Origin of the sequence: Flavobacterium cucumis (genome assembly GCF_900148835.1) — a bacterium.
Lineage (GTDB): Bacteria > Bacteroidota > Bacteroidia > Flavobacteriales > Flavobacteriaceae > Flavobacterium > Flavobacterium cucumis.
Genome location: NZ_FRYK01000001.1, coordinates 632,968 through 651,902 on the forward strand (window position 1 = coordinate 632,968; position 18,935 = coordinate 651,902).

Genomic DNA, 18,935 nt, shown 5'->3' on the forward strand with positions numbered 1-18,935 from the left:
CTTTGCAAACCTTAATTGACGGGATAATAACATTTTAAATTATAAACATTTATATGAAAAAATTACTTTTACTTATCTTTTTTATCGGTTTCTTAGGTAATAGTCAAACCATTGACTATAAATTATATGACGAATTTTTGAAGAAACATGTTTCCGAAGAAGGAATTGTTGATTATGACAAAGTTTTGAAAAATATGGGTCAAATAAATTTAATTGCTTCCAATTTTTCAAAAATTTCCCCAAACAAGAGTTGGACAAAAAGTGAAATAAAAACATTTTGGATTAATGTTTACAATGTAAATGTTATTAAACTTTTTGCAGAAAATTACCCACTGAAAAGTATCAACTACATCAGAGATCCTTTTCAAATGAAGTTTATTTCTTATGATGGTGAAAAAATATCATTAGACCACATTCAAAATGAGATTTTAAAACCACTTGGTGACCCAAGAGTACTTTTTGTATTATACTCTACTGCCATTTCTTCTCCGAAGCTTAAAAATGCTGCTTATTCAGCTGATACTTTAGAAAATGAATTAAATTTAGCTACTAATTCCTTTATCAATGATCCTTCAAAAAATAATATAACAGCTAAAAACTGTTCAATTTCTAAAATTTTCGAATGGAACATAACCGATTTTATGGGAAGTAACACCATGGTTTCTTTCATAAACACTTATTCAAATACTAGAATTTCTGATGACACTAAAATTAGTTTCATGGAATATAACTGGAATTTGTTTAAATAATAAAAAATCAAAATATATAAAAGCTCCTAATTTATAAATAATTAGGAGCTTTTTTTATATAACCTATGGTTCTAAAATGCGATCAAACAAAATGCTCTAGTGAGATATTAGCATCATCAGGTCAAAATTGTTTTTAGTAGAGAATATAGAAGTTATGGTTAGTGAGTTGTTTGGGTAGAAATTACTCTTTTACATATTCTAAAATATCTGCGGGTTGACAATCCAAAATTTCACAAATGGCTTCTAAAGTAGTCAATCGAATTGCCTTTGCTTTACCTGTTTTTATAATGGATAGATTAGCGGTTGTAATGTCAAGTTTTTCAGCTAATTCTGCCGAACGCATTTTTCTTTTAGCTAACATGACATCTAAATTGATGATAATGGGCATAATTAAAATGTTAAATCGTTTTCTTCTTTTAAATGTTTGGCGATGACAAAAACTTCACTCAAAACTAAGAAAAACAAACCTAATGAAAATAACATTACAAAAGGATTCAATCCTAAACTCAATGAAATTGTATTTTCCATTAACTCCGAAATAAAATTAGGAATTCCTCCTAACAGAGCAGATGAAGTGATAACAAATCCTATTCTTTTTAAAAGGGTAACAACCTCTTCATCAAAAATAACTCGCAATTGAAACAAACGCAATAGTTTTCGAAAAAGAAACAAACCATAAACAATTAGTGAAGCCGAAATAATTAAAAACACAAAAATCAACTTTGATTTAAAATCGACTACTTCTAAAGTTGTACCGTTAATTTCAATCGGAATATCAAGAGATTCATTACTAAAAAGCATCATTCCAACAAAAAACAATAAAAATGGAATCGTAATCAACATGGTAATCCAAACAAAATCAACAATTCCTTTTAAAAAATTTAATTTTCTCATCTCTTTACTTTTTAAAGTTCGAGACAAATATATAAAATTATTGTTTTACAATAATAAAATATTAAATTTTGATAATTTTTATACTGTTTAGCAGAAAGACCTGACAGGTTTTTGAAACCTGTCAGGTCTAAAATTGTATGATTATTGTGAAAGAATATCCAAGTAAACGAAATTACCTATTCTTTGAATTATCAAATAAGGTATTCAAATTAATTTCTGTATTATAATAAAAATTATACATGATAACTAATTTAGTTGCACTATTCTTATAATCTTGTTGGTTAATATTTAATAAAAAAGTATTAGGAAAATTTTGGCTATAATACTCTTTATTCTTTTTAACATCACTTAAATATCTTTTTAAATTTTTAGTGGCATTTTTTTCAATAATTTTAAAAAAAAGTGATTTTGAATTTAGAATATAAAGATTTGGATAATATTCATCAAAGTTTTCATCTTCGCCTTTGAATGGGTTTGAATAATTTTTATTAGCATCTTTAATTTTGATAAAAATGCTTGTGTTTTTTAATAAATTATTATTGATTTTATCTTCGTATGCAATTGTGTAAAAACCTTTTTTAACCTCATCTTTTACAAAATCTTGAACAAATTGCTGATAAGATTCATTATAAGTCAGATTTGGATAACATTTTTTTAGATAATTATTAAAATGAGTAACAGAGAGTTCAATTGCTTTGTATTCTTTATCATTCAACTTCCCTTTAAACATGTCTGCTTCATTAATTGTATTCTCATTACAACTAAATAAAATAAACAAACTAAAAAAACAGAATAAACATTTCATAATAATAAAAAGATAAAATTTTAAAACAATTCAATTCAACTTAAATCCCTTCCAACAACTCCAACGCCTTATTTACACTTTTGACATTATCAAAAGTCAGTAATAAACGTAAGCCGTTCTTGGTTTCTTTTTCTTTTATCTTACATACATTACCGTTGCGTTGCGCAAATTGTAGTACGTTCATAAAACGATTACTTTGGTAAAAATCACTTTGTTGGTCGCCAATGAAATAGCCTATCATTTTGCCTTGTTTCATCATCAAACGTTCAATTCCCATAGCCGTGGCTTTCCATTTGATGCGTACGCTATTTAGTAAAGCAATCGCTGGTTTTGGTAACGCGCCAAAGCGGTCAATTAGTTTTTGTTCAAATTGTTGTAAGGTGGCTTCGTCTTTAATTTGGCTCAACTCGTTGTATAAATTCAAACGCTCGGTAATGCTGTTGATGTATTCATCTGGGAACAGCAATTCGAAATCGGTATCAATTTGAATGTCTTTAACAAATTCTTTGGTTTCGATGTCATTTTCTTCTTGGTATAACTCTTTGAATTCGTTTTCTTTCAATTCGTCTATGGCTTCATTCATGATTTTTTGGTAGGTATCAAAGCCAATTTCGTTGATAAAACCACTTTGTTCACCACCTAATAAATCTCCCGCACCACGAATTTCCAAATCCTTCATCGCAATATTAAAACCGCTTCCTAGTTCGCTAAATTGTTCCAAAGCCGTAATACGTTTTTGCGCTTCACCCGTCATCATCGAATACGGTGGCGTAATGAAATAACAAAACGCTTTTTTATTACTTCTTCCCACGCGACCACGCATTTGGTGCAAATCAGACAATCCGAAATTATTGGCATTATTGATGAAAATCGTATTCGCATTCGGTACATCTAAACCACTTTCGATAATCGTAGTAGCGACCAAAACGTCAAATTCACCTTCCATGAAAGCCAACATCAATTCTTCCAATTTTTTCCCATCCATTTGACCGTGACCGATGCCGACTTTTGCACCTGGCACCAAGCGTTGAATCATACCGGCAACTTCTTTAATGTTTTCAATTCGATTATTGATGAAATAGACTTGTCCACCACGCTGAATTTCATACGAAACCGCATCGCGAATGACTTCTTCATTAAAACGAATAACTTGTGTTTCAATCGGATAACGATTTGGCGGAGGCGTTGTAATTACCGATAAATCACGAGCCGCCATCAACGAAAACTGCAACGTTCTCGGAATCGGAGTTGCGGTTAAGGTTAACGTATCGACATTCGTAGCGATGGTTTTTAATTTATCTTTTACGTTCACGCCGAATTTTTGTTCTTCGTCGATAATCAACAAACCTAAATCTTTAAACACGACATTTTTATTGACCAATTGGTGTGTTCCAATCAAAATATCGACTTTTCCTTCTTGTAGTTTTTGAAGTGTCTCCGATTTTTGTTTGGCTGTTCTAAATCGGTTTAAATAGCTAACGGTAACGGGCATATCTTTCAAACGCTCAGAAAACGTGCGATAATGTTGATACGCTAAAATGGTCGTTGGCACTAAAACAGCAACTTGTTTCCCATTATCTACCGCTTTAAAAGCCGCACGAATCGCGACTTCTGTTTTCCCGAAACCTACGTCACCACAAACTAATCGGTCCATCGGACGTTCGTTTTCCATATCCGCTTTTACATCTGCTGTTGCGGTAATTTGGTCGGGCGTATCCTCGTAAATGAACGAACTTTCTAATTCTTTTTGCAAATAACTATCGGGTGCAAACTGAAAACCTTTGTCTAATCTTCGCTTCGCATACAACTGAATTAAGTTGAACGCAATGTGTTTTACACGTGCTTTTGTTTTTTGTTTTAGGGTTTTCCAAGCGTTACTTCCTAATTTGTAAATCTTTGGAGGTGCACCATCTTTACCATTGTATTTTGAGATTTTATGTAGCGAATGAATGCTCACATACACAATATCGTTATCGGCATAAACCAATTTTATGGCTTCTTGCGTTTTACCTTCGACCTGAATTTTCTGCAAGCCACCAAATTTTCCAATTCCATGATCGATGTGCGTTACATAATCACCTACCGACAACGAAGTTAACTCCTTTAATGTAATGGTTTGCTTTTTTGAATAACCGTTTTTAATGGAAAACTTATGGTAACGCTCAAAAATTTGATGATCGGTATAACAAGCAATTTGATTTTCTTCATCGATGAAACCTTCAAACAAAGGTAACACCATAGTTTTGTATTGCTTGCGAATACTTTCTGAATTGGCTTCATCAATATCTTCAAAAATATCATGAAAACGACTCGCCTGATTTTCATTGGAACAACACAAATAATTTTTGTAACCGTTGAAATGATTTTCACTTAAATTATTCAATAACAAATCGAATTGTTTGTTGAACGAAGGTTGCGGTTGAAAGTGAAATTCCACTTTTTTATCAATTTTAAAAACCGCTTGATTGTGAAATTCAATTACCGAAAAATCAAGAGCTCTTTTCAAAAACTGTTTTTGATCTAAGAATAACTCTTCGGGTTTTGCGTGTTGGATATCTTTGGATAATTTTTCAAAAGCTTCATTGGCTTTGTCGAATAATTTATCCAATTGTTGGCCTAATAATTCAGTATTTTGAATGACTAAAACCGTTTTTTCGTTGATATAATCTAAGAAACTTTCGCGGTTTTCTTGCAATAATTTGTTTTCGACATTAGGAATGATGGAAATCTTTTTCAGCTTTTCAACTGACAATTGGGTTTCCACATCAAAACTTCTAATGCTATCGACTTCATTTCCGAAAAATTCAATTCGGTACGGATTATCATTGGAAAATGAAAACACGTCGATGATTCCTCCACGAACGGAAAATTCGCCTGGTTCGGTAACAAAATCAACACGTTTGAAATTGTATTCGAATAAGGTTTCGTTGATAAAATCGATAGACAAATTATCGCCAACTGAAAGTTTTAAAGTGTTTTTTTCTAATTCTTTTCGAGTAACAACTTTCTCGAAAATGGCTTCAGCATAAGAAACAATAATCGCTGGTTTTTTGCGGGAATTGATTCGGTTTAAGACCTCAGCACGTAATAAAACATTAGCGTTATCGGTCTCTTCAATTTGATAAGGTCTTCGGTACGAACTTGGATAGAAGAGGACGTCTTCAGTATTGATTAATTGCTCCAAATCGTTCAAGTAATAGGCCGCTTCTTCCTTATTACTGAATAAAATCAGGAACGGAAGTTCGGATCTTTTAAACAGTGAATTTGTCACAAAAGAAAATGAAGATCCTACCAAACCCGTCATTTGAGATTTTTGGCGCGCTGCGAATGTACTTTGTAAAACGGCAATTTTGGACGACTTATCGTAAAGGGATATAATGTCTGACTTGCTCAAAACTTATTCTATTTTTTTATCTGAAATTTCCATCTTTTTTCGCATCTCATCTGGGTTGGCGTTTCTTGTGGTATCCAAAGCTTGCAGCATAAGATCTTCTCCAATTTCTTTTGGAATCGCCTTTTTGATGATGATTTCATCCCATTGTTTATATAATCCTTTGATTTCTTCGTTAATTTCAGGAATTAATTTAGCAATTCGCTGTTCAGGAATTATACGTAAATTCATGAAAGTCTCTAATGATTTTAATTTGGTATTTAAAGTCGTTATTCTACTTAAAATTTGAGGCTTATTGTATTCAAAAGGAATCGATAATGCTAACGTATCTGCTTTTTTTGATAAATTCTTTGTCTTCATTTGAAAAGCTGATAATGTAGATTGGGGTTTTTGAAGCATTTCGATTTCAAACTGACGCCACTCATTCCATCGATCTAAAGTAGTTTTAACCTCGACACGTGGTGTGGGAAAATTAAATTGCCACATTTTAGAAATATTTTTAAAAACAGCTTCATTTTTTTGAGCTACTTTTTGGGCCTCTAATTGCTGATTTTCATTCTCACACGAAATCAAGGTCAAAACTAAAAGCGATAAACTATATAAGAAAACTTTCATTCGGATAAATTAAAAAGCAAAGGTACAAATGTTTGCCGAATGCTGTATTTTTTATAATACTATCTTAACACCAAATTTGTTAATCAATTAAGAAAAACTATTTACAAGATGTTAATTTATTAAATATTTAAATTTAGGTCGCAATTTGTAAAAATATCACAAAAATCCAACAGCAAAATAAAGGCAAAATAGTATATTTGTTACCTCATTTACACAACAAAATGGATACAAAAATTTTAATTATTGGTGCTTGTGGACAAATTGGCACCGAACTTACTGCAAAACTTAGAGCAACCTACGGAGTTAATAACGTTATTGCATCAGATATTAGAAAATTAGAAAATGATGTAGTTAATAACGGAATTTTTGAAGTAGTAAACGCTCTTGATTATAACCAAATTGAGCACTTACTTGAAAAATATCAAATTACAGATGTCTATTTAATGGCAGCTTTACTTTCGGCCACAGCTGAGAAAAATCCAGCATTTGCATGGGATTTGAATATGAATTCATTGTTCCATGTTTTAAATTTAGCGAAAGCAGGAAAAATTAAAAAGATATTTTGGCCTTCGAGTATTGCCGTTTTTGGACCAACAACTCCAAGACAAAACACACCTCAATACACAGTAATGGAACCTTCAACGGTTTATGGAATTTCGAAACAAACAGGAGAAAGATGGTGTGAATATTACCACAAACAATATGGTGTAGATGTAAGAAGCATTCGTTATCCAGGTTTAATTAGTTGGAGTACCGAAGCAGGTGGCGGAACTACAGATTACGCAGTAGACATCTATCACAAAGCCATTACCGATGGAAAATTTACTAGTTTCTTATCTGAAAATTCAGAATTACCAATGATGTATATGGACGATGCCATCAAAGCGACAATCGGAATTATGCAAGCGCCAGCGGAACAAATTAAAATTCGTTCGTCTTACAATTTAGCGGCGATGAGTTTTACCCCGAAGCAAATTGGAGAAGAGATTAGAAAACACTATCCAAACTTCGAATTAAACTACGACCCTGATTTCCGTCAAAAAATTGCTGATAGTTGGCCAGCAAGTATTGACGATACTTCGGCGAGAGAAGATTGGGGTTGGAATAACGATTTCAATTTACAAAACATGACAGTAGCTATGTTTAAAAATTTAAACGAACACATCTACAAGAAATAAAAAACGCTCCGAAATAATCGGAGCGTTTCCATTAAAACAAAAAACAAACTTACTCCTGAACGATAGGAGCTCTCAATGATTCTAAAACTGCTACAACCTCATTTATAATTTCTGGGTCAGTTACACCATTTAAGCCCGCAGCCGCACCAACATATCCAATAAATTTATCGTATTCTGCATCATTAGATTTTTTTCCCATACGCGGATTCAAAGCTGGATCATGAGCACTTACCATATCCAATCCAGTGTATGTATTTGTAGCACCACCTCCAGTATTAGCTGAAAAGAAGTCCGTTAAATTATCACTCAAAATAGCTACGTTAGTAGTATTCCCACTTAATGCCTCAGAAATCACTGGTGCAAAATGTTCTCCTAAATTACCTTCTGCTCCCACTACAATATCAGAAACAATTAAAGTAATAGTAGAATCCACAACCGAACGATAACTCAAACGTCCTTGTTCAATCATTTGTGATGTATTGTTAGGATCTACAACCATTCTTGTTCCTCCTAATTTTGTGTAAAGAGAAACCGGTTCTGGGGCTCTCTCATCATCGTCACTACAAGAAGCAACAAAAGTTCCTGAACCAATAAATAAAGCCAACATGGCTAATCTAGAAAAATTTTTCATAGTAATAGTATTTAAAAATTAATTAAAAATTCGTTGTATTCCTCTAGAAAACTTATAACTAAAACTGTCTTCATTCATAACAGGACAAGCTTTCTTGTTTTTTAGTCGCTCTGGCAATACAAAGCGTTCTGCCTTATAATTCCCCATCGCAATAAGTTGATCGTAAATCTCTTTAGAATTAGCTACTTTTAAGTCGTGAAAGTAAACTAGAACCCCTGTTTCTGGATTTAATCTATCCGTCTTAACACCAGGAATCTTTTTTAAATTTCTATGAATTTCTTTTGCTTTTAGCGAATCTATAGGTTCTTTAAAATCAATTCGGCTAATTTGCAAAGAAGCATTATCTACTTCTAAAGGTTTCGCTGTAGCAATATGAACTACTAAAACCACAAATAAAATTAGGAAGACACCAAAGATACTTCCTAAAGCAATTTTGACTTTTCTGTTAATTTTCATTTTTATTGAGATTTTTGTTTAATCTCATTTACGAAATCAAAATCATTTCGGTTTTAGAAAATTGAAAAAAAAGAATTTTTAACATTTGGAAACAAAAAATCCCAAGACGAAATATCCTGGGATTAAAAATGATTGGCATTACTTTTATTTTTTTTCGGAAAGAATCTTGTCTTCTAAAACCGACTTTATTTTTACTATTTCCTCAACATTCTCATTAGGAACCGTCATAGAAAGTACGTAATGCTTAATTTTCCATTGTCCGTTTTCTAAAGCCAAAACTCCAGAACCACGACAAATTTTCATCTGAGTACTCAGCAATTCATCAAACCAAACGACTTTCCGATTTTCGCTAAAATAGATATTGCGTTCGATAGCTTTAAAATTCCAAGCTTTTCCTTTATCAAAATGAGGTTTTGCATAAACTTGAAATTGTTCTTTATTCCAATTTTCTTTGGCATCCGTTCCAATAAAAACAGATTTATCAGACATAACATCAAAATAAACTTTATAACTTGCTGTTGCAGCCGCTTTATGCCAATTATCTAAAATAACAGTAATATTTTGTTTTTCTGATTGTAGTTTTTCTTGGCAAGGTCTACAAGACAGAACTAGCGTTGCTAAGATTAGAATGGTTAGTTTTTTCATTTTTAAAAAATATTAATTACAACCGTTTTTACATTCACGAATTCTTTGATGCCGTCTTCGGCTAATTCTCTTCCGTAACCTGATTTTTTGATGCCTCCGAAAGGTAATCTTGGATCAGATTTTACCATTTCGTTGATAAAAACGGCGCCTTCATTAAAAGCTGAAATCTTGGTTTTGATGAAATCAATGTTTTGAGTAAAAATGGAAACGCCCAAACCAAATTCCGATTGATTACTTAATTTAATTGCTTCCTCAATGGTTTTGAAAGTTATGATGGCAGCCACAGGTCCGAAAGTTTCTTCATTGAAAACTGGCATTTCTGTTGTTACTTTTGTTAAAGTTGTAGGTTCATAGAAAGCGTCTTTCCTGTTTCCTCCAGCAATCAACTTAGCCCCCATTTCAATAGATTTTTGCACTTGAACTTCTAATTCTTCTGCCAAATCTACTCGTGCTAACGAACCGATTTGTGTTTCTTTGTCTAACGGATTTCCAGTTTTTAAGTTTTTAAGAGCAACTTTGAATTTTGCCACAAACTCATCTGCAATGTTCTTATGAACTAAAAAGCGTTTGGCTGCGATACAACTTTGGCCTGCGTTTTGCATTCGAGCATTCACGGCTGTTGCAACAGCTTTTTCGACATTAGCATCTTCTAAAATGATAAAAGCATTGCTTCCCCCCAATTCTAAAACACACTTTTTTAAATGTTTTCCTGCTTCGGTAGCAACTGCAATTCCAGCTTGTTCACTACCAGTTAAGGAAACGGCTTTAACAATTGGATTTCCGATGACTTTTGCTACTTCGTCACTTGAAATTCGTAAATCTTGATAACAACCTTTTGGAAAACCAGCTTGTTCAAAAATTTCCTGAATTAATTTGGCTGATTTCGGAACATTACTGGCGTGCTTTACTACAACGGTATTTCCTGCGATAAGTGTTGGAACCGCAAATCGGAATACTTGCCAAAATGGAAAATTCCATGGCATCACGCCTAAAATAACCCCTAAAGGTTCGTAAGTAACAAAACTCTCAGAAGCTTCAGTTTTTATGTTTCTTGTGGCTAAAAAGGTTTCGGCATTTTCGCTATAGTAATTGCACAAAAGAGCGCATTTTTCAACCTCAGCAATGGCTTGTGAAATGGGTTTGTGCATTTCGGTGGTAATGCAGATTGCATATTTCTCTTTATTTTCTAAAAGTAGTTTAGCTAATTGTAGCAGAAAAGAAATTCGATTTTGAATACTGAAATTGCACCAAGAAAGCTGGGTGTTTTCTGAAACTTTTAAAAGATGTTGCATGCTGAAAGGTTTTTGTAAAAATACTAATTTTAATTGAAAAGGCAGTTCGCTTTAGGGATTGCAGCGGAAATCCTTTATTTGTAACATGGCTAAATTTTATAAATAAAGATTGGAACGGACGGCCCGCCCCTTGAAGGAACACCCAAATTAAAAAAGGAAATGATATCTTTGTAAAGTATTTTACAACGTAAATAAAATGGAAGATTGTTTTGAAATCTTAATTTCGAGTTATTTGGATTCAAAAGTGGGCATTGTGGAACATTTTGTATCGGAAGAATTGGCGCAACACTTGGTAAAGAGATTGTTTGAATTAAAAGAACAAAACTTATTAAAAGCCGCCGGAATAGGAAATGCTGCAAAATTAACTCAAAATTCTGCAATAAGAAGCGATGCGATTTATTGGTTAGACCGAACAAATAATAACCAACATGAAAACGCTTTTTTAGATCAAGTGGATGCTTTTGTGTCGTATTTAAACCGCAGTTGCTATACTGGAATTACTGGTTATGAATTTCACTTTGCGTTGTTTGATAAAGGTAGTTTTTACAGAAAACATTTGGATCAGTTTCTAGATAATTCGAGCCGACAATTTTCGATGATTACGTATTTGAATGAAAATTGGCAACCTGAAGATGGTGGCGAATTATGCATTTATGATGGCGATGAGACTCAAAAAATTGCTCCAACCAACAGAAAAACGGTTTTCTTTAAAAGCAACGAATTGGTTCACGAAGTTTTAGAAAGTCACAGACCTCGTTTGAGCGTTACAGGTTGGTTGAGAAGGGATTAAAATAAAAAAAACCGATACAATGTACCGGTTTTTTGTTGCTCCCCCTCTTGGGCTCGAACCAAGGACCCTCTGATTAACAGTCAGATGCTCTAACCAACTGAGCTAAGGAGGAATCACCTCAAAGGTTTATGTTTTGCTAAAAAGTTGCTCCCCCTCTTGGGCTCGAACCAAGGACCCTCTGATTAACAGTCAGATGCTCTAACCAACTGAGCTAAGGAGGAAGGTGTTTATCTTTTTAGCGAGTGCAAATATAAACTGATTTTTTGTTATCGCAAATTATTTATTGAAAAAATTATAAAAGTTTATCTACTACTAATTGATAGATATCTTTTCCAAAAGTTAAAGCCATTAAGGTCAGCAAGATAATCATTCCGGCGGTCTGAACATAACCTGCTGCTTTGTCTGATAATTTTCTTCCCGTTATCATTTCAACTATTGTAAATAAAGCGTGTCCTCCGTCTAATCCTGGGATTGGTAATAAGTTCATAAAAGCCAATCCGATTGAGAATAAAGCGGTGAAATTCCAAATGAATTCCCAATTCCAAGTATCTGGTAAACGACGCGCAATTCCAATTGGACTTTGAACGTGTTTGTAGGCTTCTGTTTTTGGACGTAAGATTAATTTAAACTGTTTTACGTTATAAACCAATAACGACCAAGATTCTTTTACTGCGGCCGGAACTGCCTGACCTATTGATAATTGATTATTAACCTCATAATCATCCTTAAGAAGTCTTGTGTTTTGAACAAAACCTAATGTCCCTTCTTTTGTAACTAATGCTTTAATAGTCAATATTTGATTATTCCTATTCACACTTAAAACAACCGAATCATTTTTAAATCTAGCCAAAGCATCTCTAAGTTCATCAAAAAAGACAATCTTTGAATTATTAACTTCTACTATATTATCACCCGCTTTAAGACCCGCTTTCATTGCATTTGAATTTGGAACAACTGAATCTATTTTAATATTAGTAGTTCTTGGTCCAACAAATTCTTTACCCTCTTTACTAATGATTTCACCTTTCATTTCATCGGTTAAAATCACATCTACTTTTTCACCATTACGTTCTACCTCAACTTTATCACCAAGTAAAACATCCAATGTCATTCGGTTAAAACTTGGTTGGTGTTTTCCGTCTACAGAAAGAATTTTATCGCCATTTCTAAAACCTGCTTTCTGACCTACTTCGCCAAATGCTAATCCGTTTTCTTGAATTTTTTCAGTAGCAATAAATTTCTGTCCAACAGTTGCATACATAATGGTAAAAATCAACCAAGCCAAAATTACATTCACAATAATTCCGCCTAACATGATGATTAAACGTTGCCAAGCTGGTTTTGAACGGAATTCCCAAGGTTCTGCTGGAGCATTCATTTGTGCAGTATCCATACTTTCATCGATCATTCCTGAAAGTTTTACATAACCTCCTAATGGTAACCATCCGATTCCCCATTCGGTTTCACCAATTTTCTTTTTCACTAAAGAAAAACCAGCATCCATAAACAAGTAAAATTTCTCTACTCGGACTTTGAACATTCTTGCGGTTATGTAATGACCAAATTCATGAAGGATTACTAAAACGGATAATATGAATAATATTTGTGCTACTTGAATCATTTTTATGCATTTATTTAAACGACAAAAGTAAGGTTTTCACCTTACTTTTCATCATTATTTTATTTTAGAACTATTTTTTTATAAAATTTTTATGAATTGCGCCTTCAGAAGTCGTGATTTTCATCACATGCATTCCCGAACTCAAATTATCGATTCTAAAATCTGCCGCTTGATGCGTTGCTAACAATTGCCCTAACGTATTATAGATTTCTACTCTTTCCAATTGTGTAGTTGTTGGCATCATAATATGTAGTTCATCATTTGCTGGATTTGGGTAAACCGAAATCGCTTCCTCTAATTCAAAACTATCATTTGATAATGTTGTGGTACTATTTCTTGAAATAATATGCTTATTTGGATCAAAAACAACTCCTGTCACTAAAAACGGTACAGACACCACAAATTGTTGTCCGTTTGACGTATTATTAACAACCACATCATGAATTGCTCCTCCTGCCCCTGTTAATCTTATTTGTAAAGGCATTTCAAAAAATGAAACACTTGGATGTGATTGGGTTTGATTGACGGTAATTCTAGCTTGTCCAAACCCTAGTGCTTGAACATCAACTGTATAAGTTGGATACCCTTGCATATAAACCCAATCATTGAAAAACGCATCTAAACTACTTCCATGAACCGCTTCTAAATGTCCTTTTAAGTCGTTTGTTTGCGCATAAGCATAAGCCAAGTTAGTATCATTTAAATAGTTTCTTAAGGCTAGGAAAAAGTTAGTATCTCCCATTACCCAACGCAACATGTGAGTCACCATGGAACCTTTGTTATAAGACAAACGACTACTGAAAATTCTATTTACATCTAGCGCTTCAGCTTCTGTTAAGTACAAAGCGCCTCCAGTTTGAGAAGTTATGTTTGTTATTTTATTGTTTTTCCAGGACACAAACGAAGTTTGCCCATCTAATTCTTCTACCACAATTCCTGCTGTATACTCTGTTAACCCTTCGTTTAACCAAATATCCTTCCAAGAACCACATGTTACTTTATTCCCAAACCACTGATGCCCTAGTTCATGAGCGATTAAACTCCTACCCCAACTTCCCATTGAGGACATAGTAGCATGTTCCATACCTCCAGACCAATTAAACTGAACATGACCATATTGCTCATTTCTATAAGGATAAGAACCAAATTTTTGCTCAAAAATATTCATAATTGGAACAGTCACATCAATTGCATTTCGAATTGTTGTAGTATTACTCTCTGGATATAAATAATTGTTAATTGGAAAAAATGGCCTCTCGGCTGTACCTAAACCGGCTTGAATATTATATGAGGTATAATTTGTAACATTTAACGAAATTAAATACGCCGGAATTGGATAATTGTGCTTAAAATGGCGCGTTGTTAATCCTCCAGAAGTAACAGAACTTTGTAACAATCCATTAGAAACCCCAATATAAGTTTCAGGACACGTGATATAGATATCAAAACTTGCAATTTTATCGGTCAAGTCTTGCTTACATGGCCACCAATCTCTAGCGCCAAATGGCTCAGAAAGTGTAAAAATTATTGGTGTTCCCCCATGCATACTTCTTGTAAAAGCCCCCTCTGCTTGTGGAGGTGAACCGGCATAAGTAATTTCTACTGTTGCAGCACTTCCAGTTGTTAATGTTGCTGGCAAGTTAATATTTAGCTCGTAGTTGCTTTGACTAAAAGAAAGATTGGAACTATTCATTGTTACCGAACTTACTACTAAAGCGGTTGCCATATCAAAAGTAACAACATTCATGTCTGACAAGGCTGTAAAAGTTGTTTGAACCACCCCATTAATATAGGGTGTTGTATTGTCAGGATTTACCGTAAAACGCAATTCATGATAGGTTACATCATAATTTTGAGTATTGGGATTTACTCTAAACTCTTGTAAAGAGGAAGCTGATTTCATTTCCGCCACCACCATTCTATCAAATTCAGAATTATCTGTTTGAGCAAAACCGATAAGAACAAATAAGATTAAGAAACTTAAGGTAATTTTTTTCATTCTTAGTAGATTATAAAATTTTGGGGTAACTTTTAGCAATTCAACTTTATTAAAAACCAACAAAATTAAGGTTAAAATTATCAATTTGCATAAAAAGAAAGCGAATATACAATAATATCTTTGCTTTGATAAAGCTTTTTGTCGGATTTTCATCAATTCTTAAAAACACGTAAGTGAAATAGTTTTTTATAAATTATCTAAATCCAATTTCTTAAATTTGCATCCTTAAAATCCTATATATTATGTTACAAATAGCGTACATTAGAGAAAACAAAGACGAAGTAGTAAAACGATTAGCTAAGAAAAACTTAGATGCTAAAAATGCCATTGAAGAAGTAATTGCATTGGACGAAAAAAGAAGAGCAACTCAAGTGGAATTAGATACTATCAAATCCGAGTCGAACAAGCTATCCAAAGATATTGGGGATTTAATGAAGAGCGGTGAAAAAGCGAAAGCTGAAATCTTAAAAGAAAAATCGGTTCAACTGCGTGAAAAAGATAAAGAGTTGACCGAAATCTTGAATACATACACCAATAAACTACAAGAAGAGTTATACAAATTACCAAATTTACCAGCCGATATCGTTCCTGAAGGAAAAACACCAGAAGAAAACTTAAACGTGTATCAAGAAGGTGAAATTCCAAAATTATTCGAAGGTGCTTTACCACACTGGGAATTGGCAAAAAAATACGATTTGATTGACTTTGAATTGGGTGTTAAAATCACTGGAGCTGGTTTTCCTGTTTACAAAGGAAAAGGAGCTAAATTACAACGTGCCTTAATCACTTATTTCTTAGATAAAAATACAGATGCTGGCTATCAAGAATACCAAGTACCACATTTAGTTAACGAAGCTTCTGGATTTGGGACAGGACAGTTACCTGACAAAGAAGGACAAATGTACCATGTTGGTGTCGATGATTTATATTTAATTCCAACAGCAGAAGTTCCAGTGACAAATATCTTTAGAGATGTTTTGCTAAATGAAAACGATTTACCAGTTCTTTGTACAGGATACACACCATGTTTCCGCCGTGAAGCTGGTTCTTATGGCGCACACGTTCGCGGATTAAACCGTTTACACCAATTTGACAAAGTAGAAATCGTTCGCATTGAACATCCTGATAAATCGTATGAAGCATTAGACGGAATGGTGGAACACGTAAAAGGAATTCTACAAGAACTAAAATTACCATACCGCATTTTGAGATTATGTGGCGGCGACATGAGTTTTGCTTCTGCTTTAACCTATGATTTCGAAGTGTATTCAACTGCGCAAGAACGTTGGTTAGAAATTAGTTCGGTTTCTAATTTTGAAACATTCCAAGCAAACCGTTTAAAATTACGCTTCAAAGACAAAGAAGGTAAAAACCAATTGGCACACACATTGAACGGTAGTTCATTAGCATTACCTCGAGTATTAGCTGGAATTTTAGAAAACTACCAAACACCAGAAGGCATCGTAGTTCCTGAAGTTTTAAGAAAATATACTGGATTTGATATCATTAACTAAACGTTAATCTTTATAAAATAATATACTAATTTGATACTAAAAAGTGTTACTTTAGTACATTATTTATTTTATTTATGTTGCAAAAAATTGCTTTTTTCACACTTTTAATGTCTTCGTTTTGGGTTTCGGCACAAAACGAACAATTGGCTTTAGATTATTTTGATAAAGGCGAATTTCAAAAAGCACTGCCCTTATTTGAAGAAATTTCAACAAAACAACCTACAAATTACTTTTTTTTTCAAAAAATAATTGAATGTAATCAACAACTTCAACAATATGAAAAAGCAGAAATTTTAATAGCGAAAAGAAAAGAAAAATATTTCCAGCCTTTTTTATTTGTAGAACTAGGTTATAATTACCAACTCCAAAAAAAAATTGAAATAGCAGAAAAAAACTATGATTTAGCCATTCTTGAAGTTAAAAAAGAACCAAATTATGCCTATCAAGTTGCCAATTCTTTTGAGAAAAAAGTACTATTAACCTGGGCATTAAAAACATATGAAACTGCACAAAAAGAGAACCCAAATTTAAATTTTGATTACCAATCAGCCATGCTACAAGGACAGCTAGGTAATCTTGAGGTCATGTTAAATAAATTATTAGACTACAGCTTTAACAATCCTGAAGGAACTCCAATGGTTCAAAATCAATTAACTCGGTTTTTAACAGACGATGCAGATGGCACTTTCTCAGCTACTGTTAGAAAAAACTTATTACTAAGAACCCAAAAATCACAAGAGGTATATTGGAACCAATTTTTGAGTTGGTTTTTTGTGCAGCAAAAAGAATACGGAAAAGCTTTTGTTCAAGAGAAAGCGGTTTATAAGAGAAATCCTGAAAGTTTTTACAATATTGTTACTTTGGGAAGAATGGCAATGGAAGAAAAACAATTTGAAGATGCCAAACTTATCTTAGAATTTGTTTTGGAAAATACTCAGGATTTAGATTTACAAATGAGAGCACATCACTTCCTAATTTCTATGGAAATAGCATCCGCAACTTTAAAAGACTATCCCACTATCGATATAAAACTTCAGGAATTGCTGAAGAAATATGGCATTAATCCATATTCTACAGACTTACAAATTCTTTCGGCTCATTTCAAAACGTTTTATCTGAAGCAATCAAAATTAGGAATTGAGTTATTGCAGAACACCTTAAAACTTCCGCTAAACCTAAGAGAACAAGCTAAAGTCAAAATGGAATTGGCAGATATTATGGTGTATGATGAAAAATTCAATCAAGCCATTTTGTATTATGCGCAAGTAGAAGATAATTTGAAAAACGATGTTTTAGCACACGAAGCCAGTCTAAAATTAGCTAAAACCAACTTTTACAAAAAAGATTTTGATTGGACCTTACAACAAGTTAAAGTTCTGAAACAATCACCAAGTTTATTAATTGCAAATGATGCCGTTGAAATGTTTTTACTTATTCAGGACAATTCAGCTGAAGACAGTTTAAGAACAGCGCTACAATCCTATGCTACGGCTGATTTGAAGTTATATCAGAATAAAAAAGAAGAAGCGCTTCAATTCTTTTTAGCCATTTTACAAAAACATAAAGGCGAAAGCATCGAAGAAGGAACCTTATTCAAAGTTGGAAAAATTTACGAAGAAAAAGGAGATTTCAACAAAGCCTTAACGTATTTTCAAAACATTTTAGAAAATCACAAAGACGGAATTTATAAAGATGAAGCCTTATATTTTTCGGCAGAGATTTACAGAAAGCAGCTTTTAGATAACGAAAAAGCAAAAGCATTATACGAAAAAATAGTTTTAGAACATCCCGATAGTTTGTATTATACCGAAAGTAGAAAACAATATAGAACGTTGCGAGGTGATTCGACAATTTGATTTTACACAGAGATTCACAGAGATCCTTTTTCTAACTTTGTATTGAGGAGAGATACTCAGAGACATTTAGTTTTATTATATTAAAGTAGGGTTTTGAATTTATTCTTTGCGAACTTTGCGAAAAACTTAGCGTTCTTTGCGTTAAAATATTGAATTTGAAATTTATTAAAAATGATTATATACAACGTAACCATAAACGTAGACGAAAGCATTCATTCTGCTTGGTTAAAATGGATGCAAAACAAACATATTAACGATGTTTTAGCAACCGGTTTGTTTACCAATGCTAAAATGGTTAAGGTTTTGGTAGAAGAAGAAATGGGCGGTACAACTTATGCAGTGCAATATTTCACAGATTCTAGAGCCAAATTAGAAGACTACTACAAAAACCACGCGCCAAGATTACGCCAGGAAGGCTTACAACTTTTTGCGGATAAAATGGTGGCTTTTAGAACAGAGTTAGAAATCATGGAAGAATTCTACGGAGAAACGAATTAAA

General features: G+C 33.2%; 17 protein-coding genes and 2 tRNA genes. 6 read left to right on the forward strand and 13 right to left on the reverse strand.

Annotated features, from left to right (window positions below):
• Positions 1-53: 53 nt before the first annotated feature.
• A complete protein-coding gene (locus tag BUE95_RS02980) occupies positions 54-749 on the forward strand; it encodes a DUF547 domain-containing protein (protein ID WP_073581261.1) in 696 nt (231 codons plus the stop codon).
• Positions 750-930: 181 nt separating this feature from the next.
• Here BUE95_RS02980 and BUE95_RS02985 read toward each other — a convergent pair whose 3' ends face one another.
• The 5 genes from BUE95_RS02985 to BUE95_RS03005 form a co-directional block, all read right to left on the reverse strand.
• On the reverse strand, positions 931-1,137 hold the full coding sequence (locus tag BUE95_RS02985) for a helix-turn-helix domain-containing protein (protein WP_073581263.1): 207 nt from the start codon (positions 1,135-1,137) through the stop codon (positions 931-933).
• A 2-nt stretch (positions 1,138-1,139) separates the two neighbouring features.
• Positions 1,140-1,643 carry a DUF2975 domain-containing protein gene (locus BUE95_RS02990; protein WP_073581265.1) on the reverse strand — a complete coding sequence of 168 codons (504 nt, stop codon included), beginning with the start codon at positions 1,641-1,643 and terminating at the stop codon, positions 1,140-1,142.
• A gap of 172 nt (positions 1,644-1,815) precedes the next feature.
• The gene (locus tag BUE95_RS02995) at positions 1,816-2,358 is read right to left on the reverse strand and encodes a hypothetical protein (protein ID WP_143165216.1); all 543 of its coding nucleotides are present in this window, start codon (positions 2,356-2,358) and stop codon (positions 1,816-1,818) included.
• Between the two features lie 130 nt (positions 2,359-2,488).
• Entirely contained in the window at positions 2,489-5,752 is a 3,264-nt protein-coding gene (gene mfd, locus BUE95_RS03000) for a transcription-repair coupling factor (RefSeq protein WP_234977629.1), read from the reverse strand.
• A gap of 93 nt (positions 5,753-5,845) precedes the next feature.
• Positions 5,846-6,454: a hypothetical protein gene (locus BUE95_RS03005; RefSeq protein WP_073581271.1), complete on the reverse strand. Its 609-nt coding sequence runs from the start codon at positions 6,452-6,454 to the stop codon at positions 5,846-5,848.
• 221 nt (positions 6,455-6,675) lie between these two features.
• Here BUE95_RS03005 and BUE95_RS03010 point away from each other — a divergent pair, with 221 nt between their 5' ends.
• Positions 6,676-7,632, forward strand: coding sequence for an NAD-dependent epimerase/dehydratase family protein (locus BUE95_RS03010; RefSeq protein ID WP_073581273.1), 957 nt, complete (start codon positions 6,676-6,678; stop codon positions 7,630-7,632).
• A 49-nt stretch (positions 7,633-7,681) separates the two neighbouring features.
• On the opposite strand, the gene BUE95_RS03015 is transcribed toward BUE95_RS03010, so the two are convergent.
• The 4 genes from BUE95_RS03015 to BUE95_RS03030 form a co-directional block, all read right to left on the reverse strand.
• Complete coding sequence (locus tag BUE95_RS03015) at positions 7,682-8,263, reverse strand: globin family protein (protein WP_073581275.1); 582 nt, start codon at positions 8,261-8,263, stop codon at positions 7,682-7,684.
• Positions 8,264-8,281: 18 nt separating this feature from the next.
• On the reverse strand, positions 8,282-8,719 hold the full coding sequence (locus BUE95_RS03020) for a hypothetical protein (RefSeq protein ID WP_073581277.1): 438 nt from the start codon (positions 8,717-8,719) through the stop codon (positions 8,282-8,284).
• A gap of 144 nt (positions 8,720-8,863) precedes the next feature.
• Positions 8,864-9,364: a nuclear transport factor 2 family protein gene (locus BUE95_RS03025; RefSeq protein WP_073581279.1), complete on the reverse strand. Its 501-nt coding sequence runs from the start codon at positions 9,362-9,364 to the stop codon at positions 8,864-8,866.
• A gap of 2 nt (positions 9,365-9,366) precedes the next feature.
• Entirely contained in the window at positions 9,367-10,656 is a 1,290-nt protein-coding gene (locus BUE95_RS03030) for an NAD-dependent succinate-semialdehyde dehydrogenase (protein WP_073581281.1), read from the reverse strand.
• A 196-nt stretch (positions 10,657-10,852) separates the two neighbouring features.
• Here BUE95_RS03030 and BUE95_RS03035 point away from each other — a divergent pair, with 196 nt between their 5' ends.
• Positions 10,853-11,446 (forward strand): 2OG-Fe(II) oxygenase, encoded by a 594-nt coding sequence (locus BUE95_RS03035; protein ID WP_073581283.1) that lies wholly within the window; start codon positions 10,853-10,855, stop codon positions 11,444-11,446.
• 38 nt (positions 11,447-11,484) lie between these two features.
• Here the strand turns inward: BUE95_RS03035 and BUE95_RS03040 are convergent.
• The 4 genes from BUE95_RS03040 to BUE95_RS03055 form a co-directional block, all read right to left on the reverse strand.
• Positions 11,485-11,558, reverse strand: a tRNA-Asn gene (locus tag BUE95_RS03040).
• A 35-nt stretch (positions 11,559-11,593) separates the two neighbouring features.
• A tRNA-Asn gene (locus tag BUE95_RS03045) sits at positions 11,594-11,667 on the reverse strand.
• A gap of 71 nt (positions 11,668-11,738) precedes the next feature.
• Positions 11,739-13,067, reverse strand: coding sequence for an RIP metalloprotease RseP (gene rseP, locus BUE95_RS03050; protein WP_073581285.1), 1,329 nt, complete (start codon positions 13,065-13,067; stop codon positions 11,739-11,741).
• A gap of 70 nt (positions 13,068-13,137) precedes the next feature.
• Complete coding sequence (locus BUE95_RS03055; RefSeq protein WP_073582396.1) at positions 13,138-15,066, reverse strand: M1 family metallopeptidase; 1,929 nt, start codon at positions 15,064-15,066, stop codon at positions 13,138-13,140.
• A 242-nt stretch (positions 15,067-15,308) separates the two neighbouring features.
• Here BUE95_RS03055 and serS point away from each other — a divergent pair, with 242 nt between their 5' ends.
• The 3 genes from serS to BUE95_RS03070 all read left to right on the forward strand — a co-directional run bounded on the left by serS (position 15,309) and on the right by BUE95_RS03070 (position 18,934).
• Positions 15,309-16,580, forward strand: coding sequence for a serine--tRNA ligase (gene serS, locus BUE95_RS03060; protein WP_073581287.1), 1,272 nt, complete (start codon positions 15,309-15,311; stop codon positions 16,578-16,580).
• A gap of 107 nt (positions 16,581-16,687) precedes the next feature.
• On the forward strand, positions 16,688-18,436 hold the full coding sequence (locus tag BUE95_RS03065; RefSeq protein WP_234977618.1) for a tetratricopeptide repeat protein: 1,749 nt from the start codon (positions 16,688-16,690) through the stop codon (positions 18,434-18,436).
• A gap of 171 nt (positions 18,437-18,607) precedes the next feature.
• A complete protein-coding gene (locus BUE95_RS03070; protein WP_073581291.1) occupies positions 18,608-18,934 on the forward strand; it encodes a DUF4286 family protein in 327 nt (108 codons plus the stop codon).
• The last annotated feature ends 1 nt before the right edge of the window (position 18,935 follow it).

Bases quoted from the DNA above. Each gene is read 5' to 3' on its own strand.
- BUE95_RS03015 (WP_073581275.1), bottom strand. From the start codon at position 8,263: ATGAAAAATTTTTCTAGATTAGCCATGTTGGCTTTATTTATTGGTTCA.
- BUE95_RS03055 (WP_073582396.1), bottom strand. From the start codon at position 15,066: ATGAAAAAAATTACCTTAAGTTTCTTAATCTTATTTGTTCTTATCGGT.
- rseP (WP_073581285.1), bottom strand. From the start codon at position 13,067: ATGATTCAAGTAGCACAAATATTATTCATATTATCCGTTTTAGTAATC.
- mfd (WP_234977629.1), bottom strand. From the start codon at position 5,752: ATGACGGGTTTGGTAGGATCTTCATTTTCTTTTGTGACAAATTCACTG.
- BUE95_RS03025 (WP_073581279.1), bottom strand. From the start codon at position 9,364: ATGAAAAAACTAACCATTCTAATCTTAGCAACGCTAGTTCTGTCTTGT.
- BUE95_RS03030 (WP_073581281.1), bottom strand. From the start codon at position 10,656: ATGCAACATCTTTTAAAAGTTTCAGAAAACACCCAGCTTTCTTGGTGC.
- BUE95_RS03065 (WP_234977618.1), top strand. From the start codon at position 16,688: ATGTCTTCGTTTTGGGTTTCGGCACAAAACGAACAATTGGCTTTAGAT.
- serS (WP_073581287.1), top strand. From the start codon at position 15,309: ATGTTACAAATAGCGTACATTAGAGAAAACAAAGACGAAGTAGTAAAA.
- BUE95_RS03070 (WP_073581291.1), top strand. From the start codon at position 18,608: ATGATTATATACAACGTAACCATAAACGTAGACGAAAGCATTCATTCT.
- BUE95_RS02985 (WP_073581263.1), bottom strand. From the start codon at position 1,137: ATGCCCATTATCATCAATTTAGATGTCATGTTAGCTAAAAGAAAAATG.
- BUE95_RS02990 (WP_073581265.1), bottom strand. From the start codon at position 1,643: ATGAGAAAATTAAATTTTTTAAAAGGAATTGTTGATTTTGTTTGGATT.
- BUE95_RS03035 (WP_073581283.1), top strand. From the start codon at position 10,853: ATGGAAGATTGTTTTGAAATCTTAATTTCGAGTTATTTGGATTCAAAA.
- BUE95_RS03020 (WP_073581277.1), bottom strand. From the start codon at position 8,719: ATGAAAATTAACAGAAAAGTCAAAATTGCTTTAGGAAGTATCTTTGGT.
- BUE95_RS02980 (WP_073581261.1), top strand. From the start codon at position 54: ATGAAAAAATTACTTTTACTTATCTTTTTTATCGGTTTCTTAGGTAAT.
- BUE95_RS03005 (WP_073581271.1), bottom strand. From the start codon at position 6,454: ATGAAAGTTTTCTTATATAGTTTATCGCTTTTAGTTTTGACCTTGATT.
- BUE95_RS03010 (WP_073581273.1), top strand. From the start codon at position 6,676: ATGGATACAAAAATTTTAATTATTGGTGCTTGTGGACAAATTGGCACC.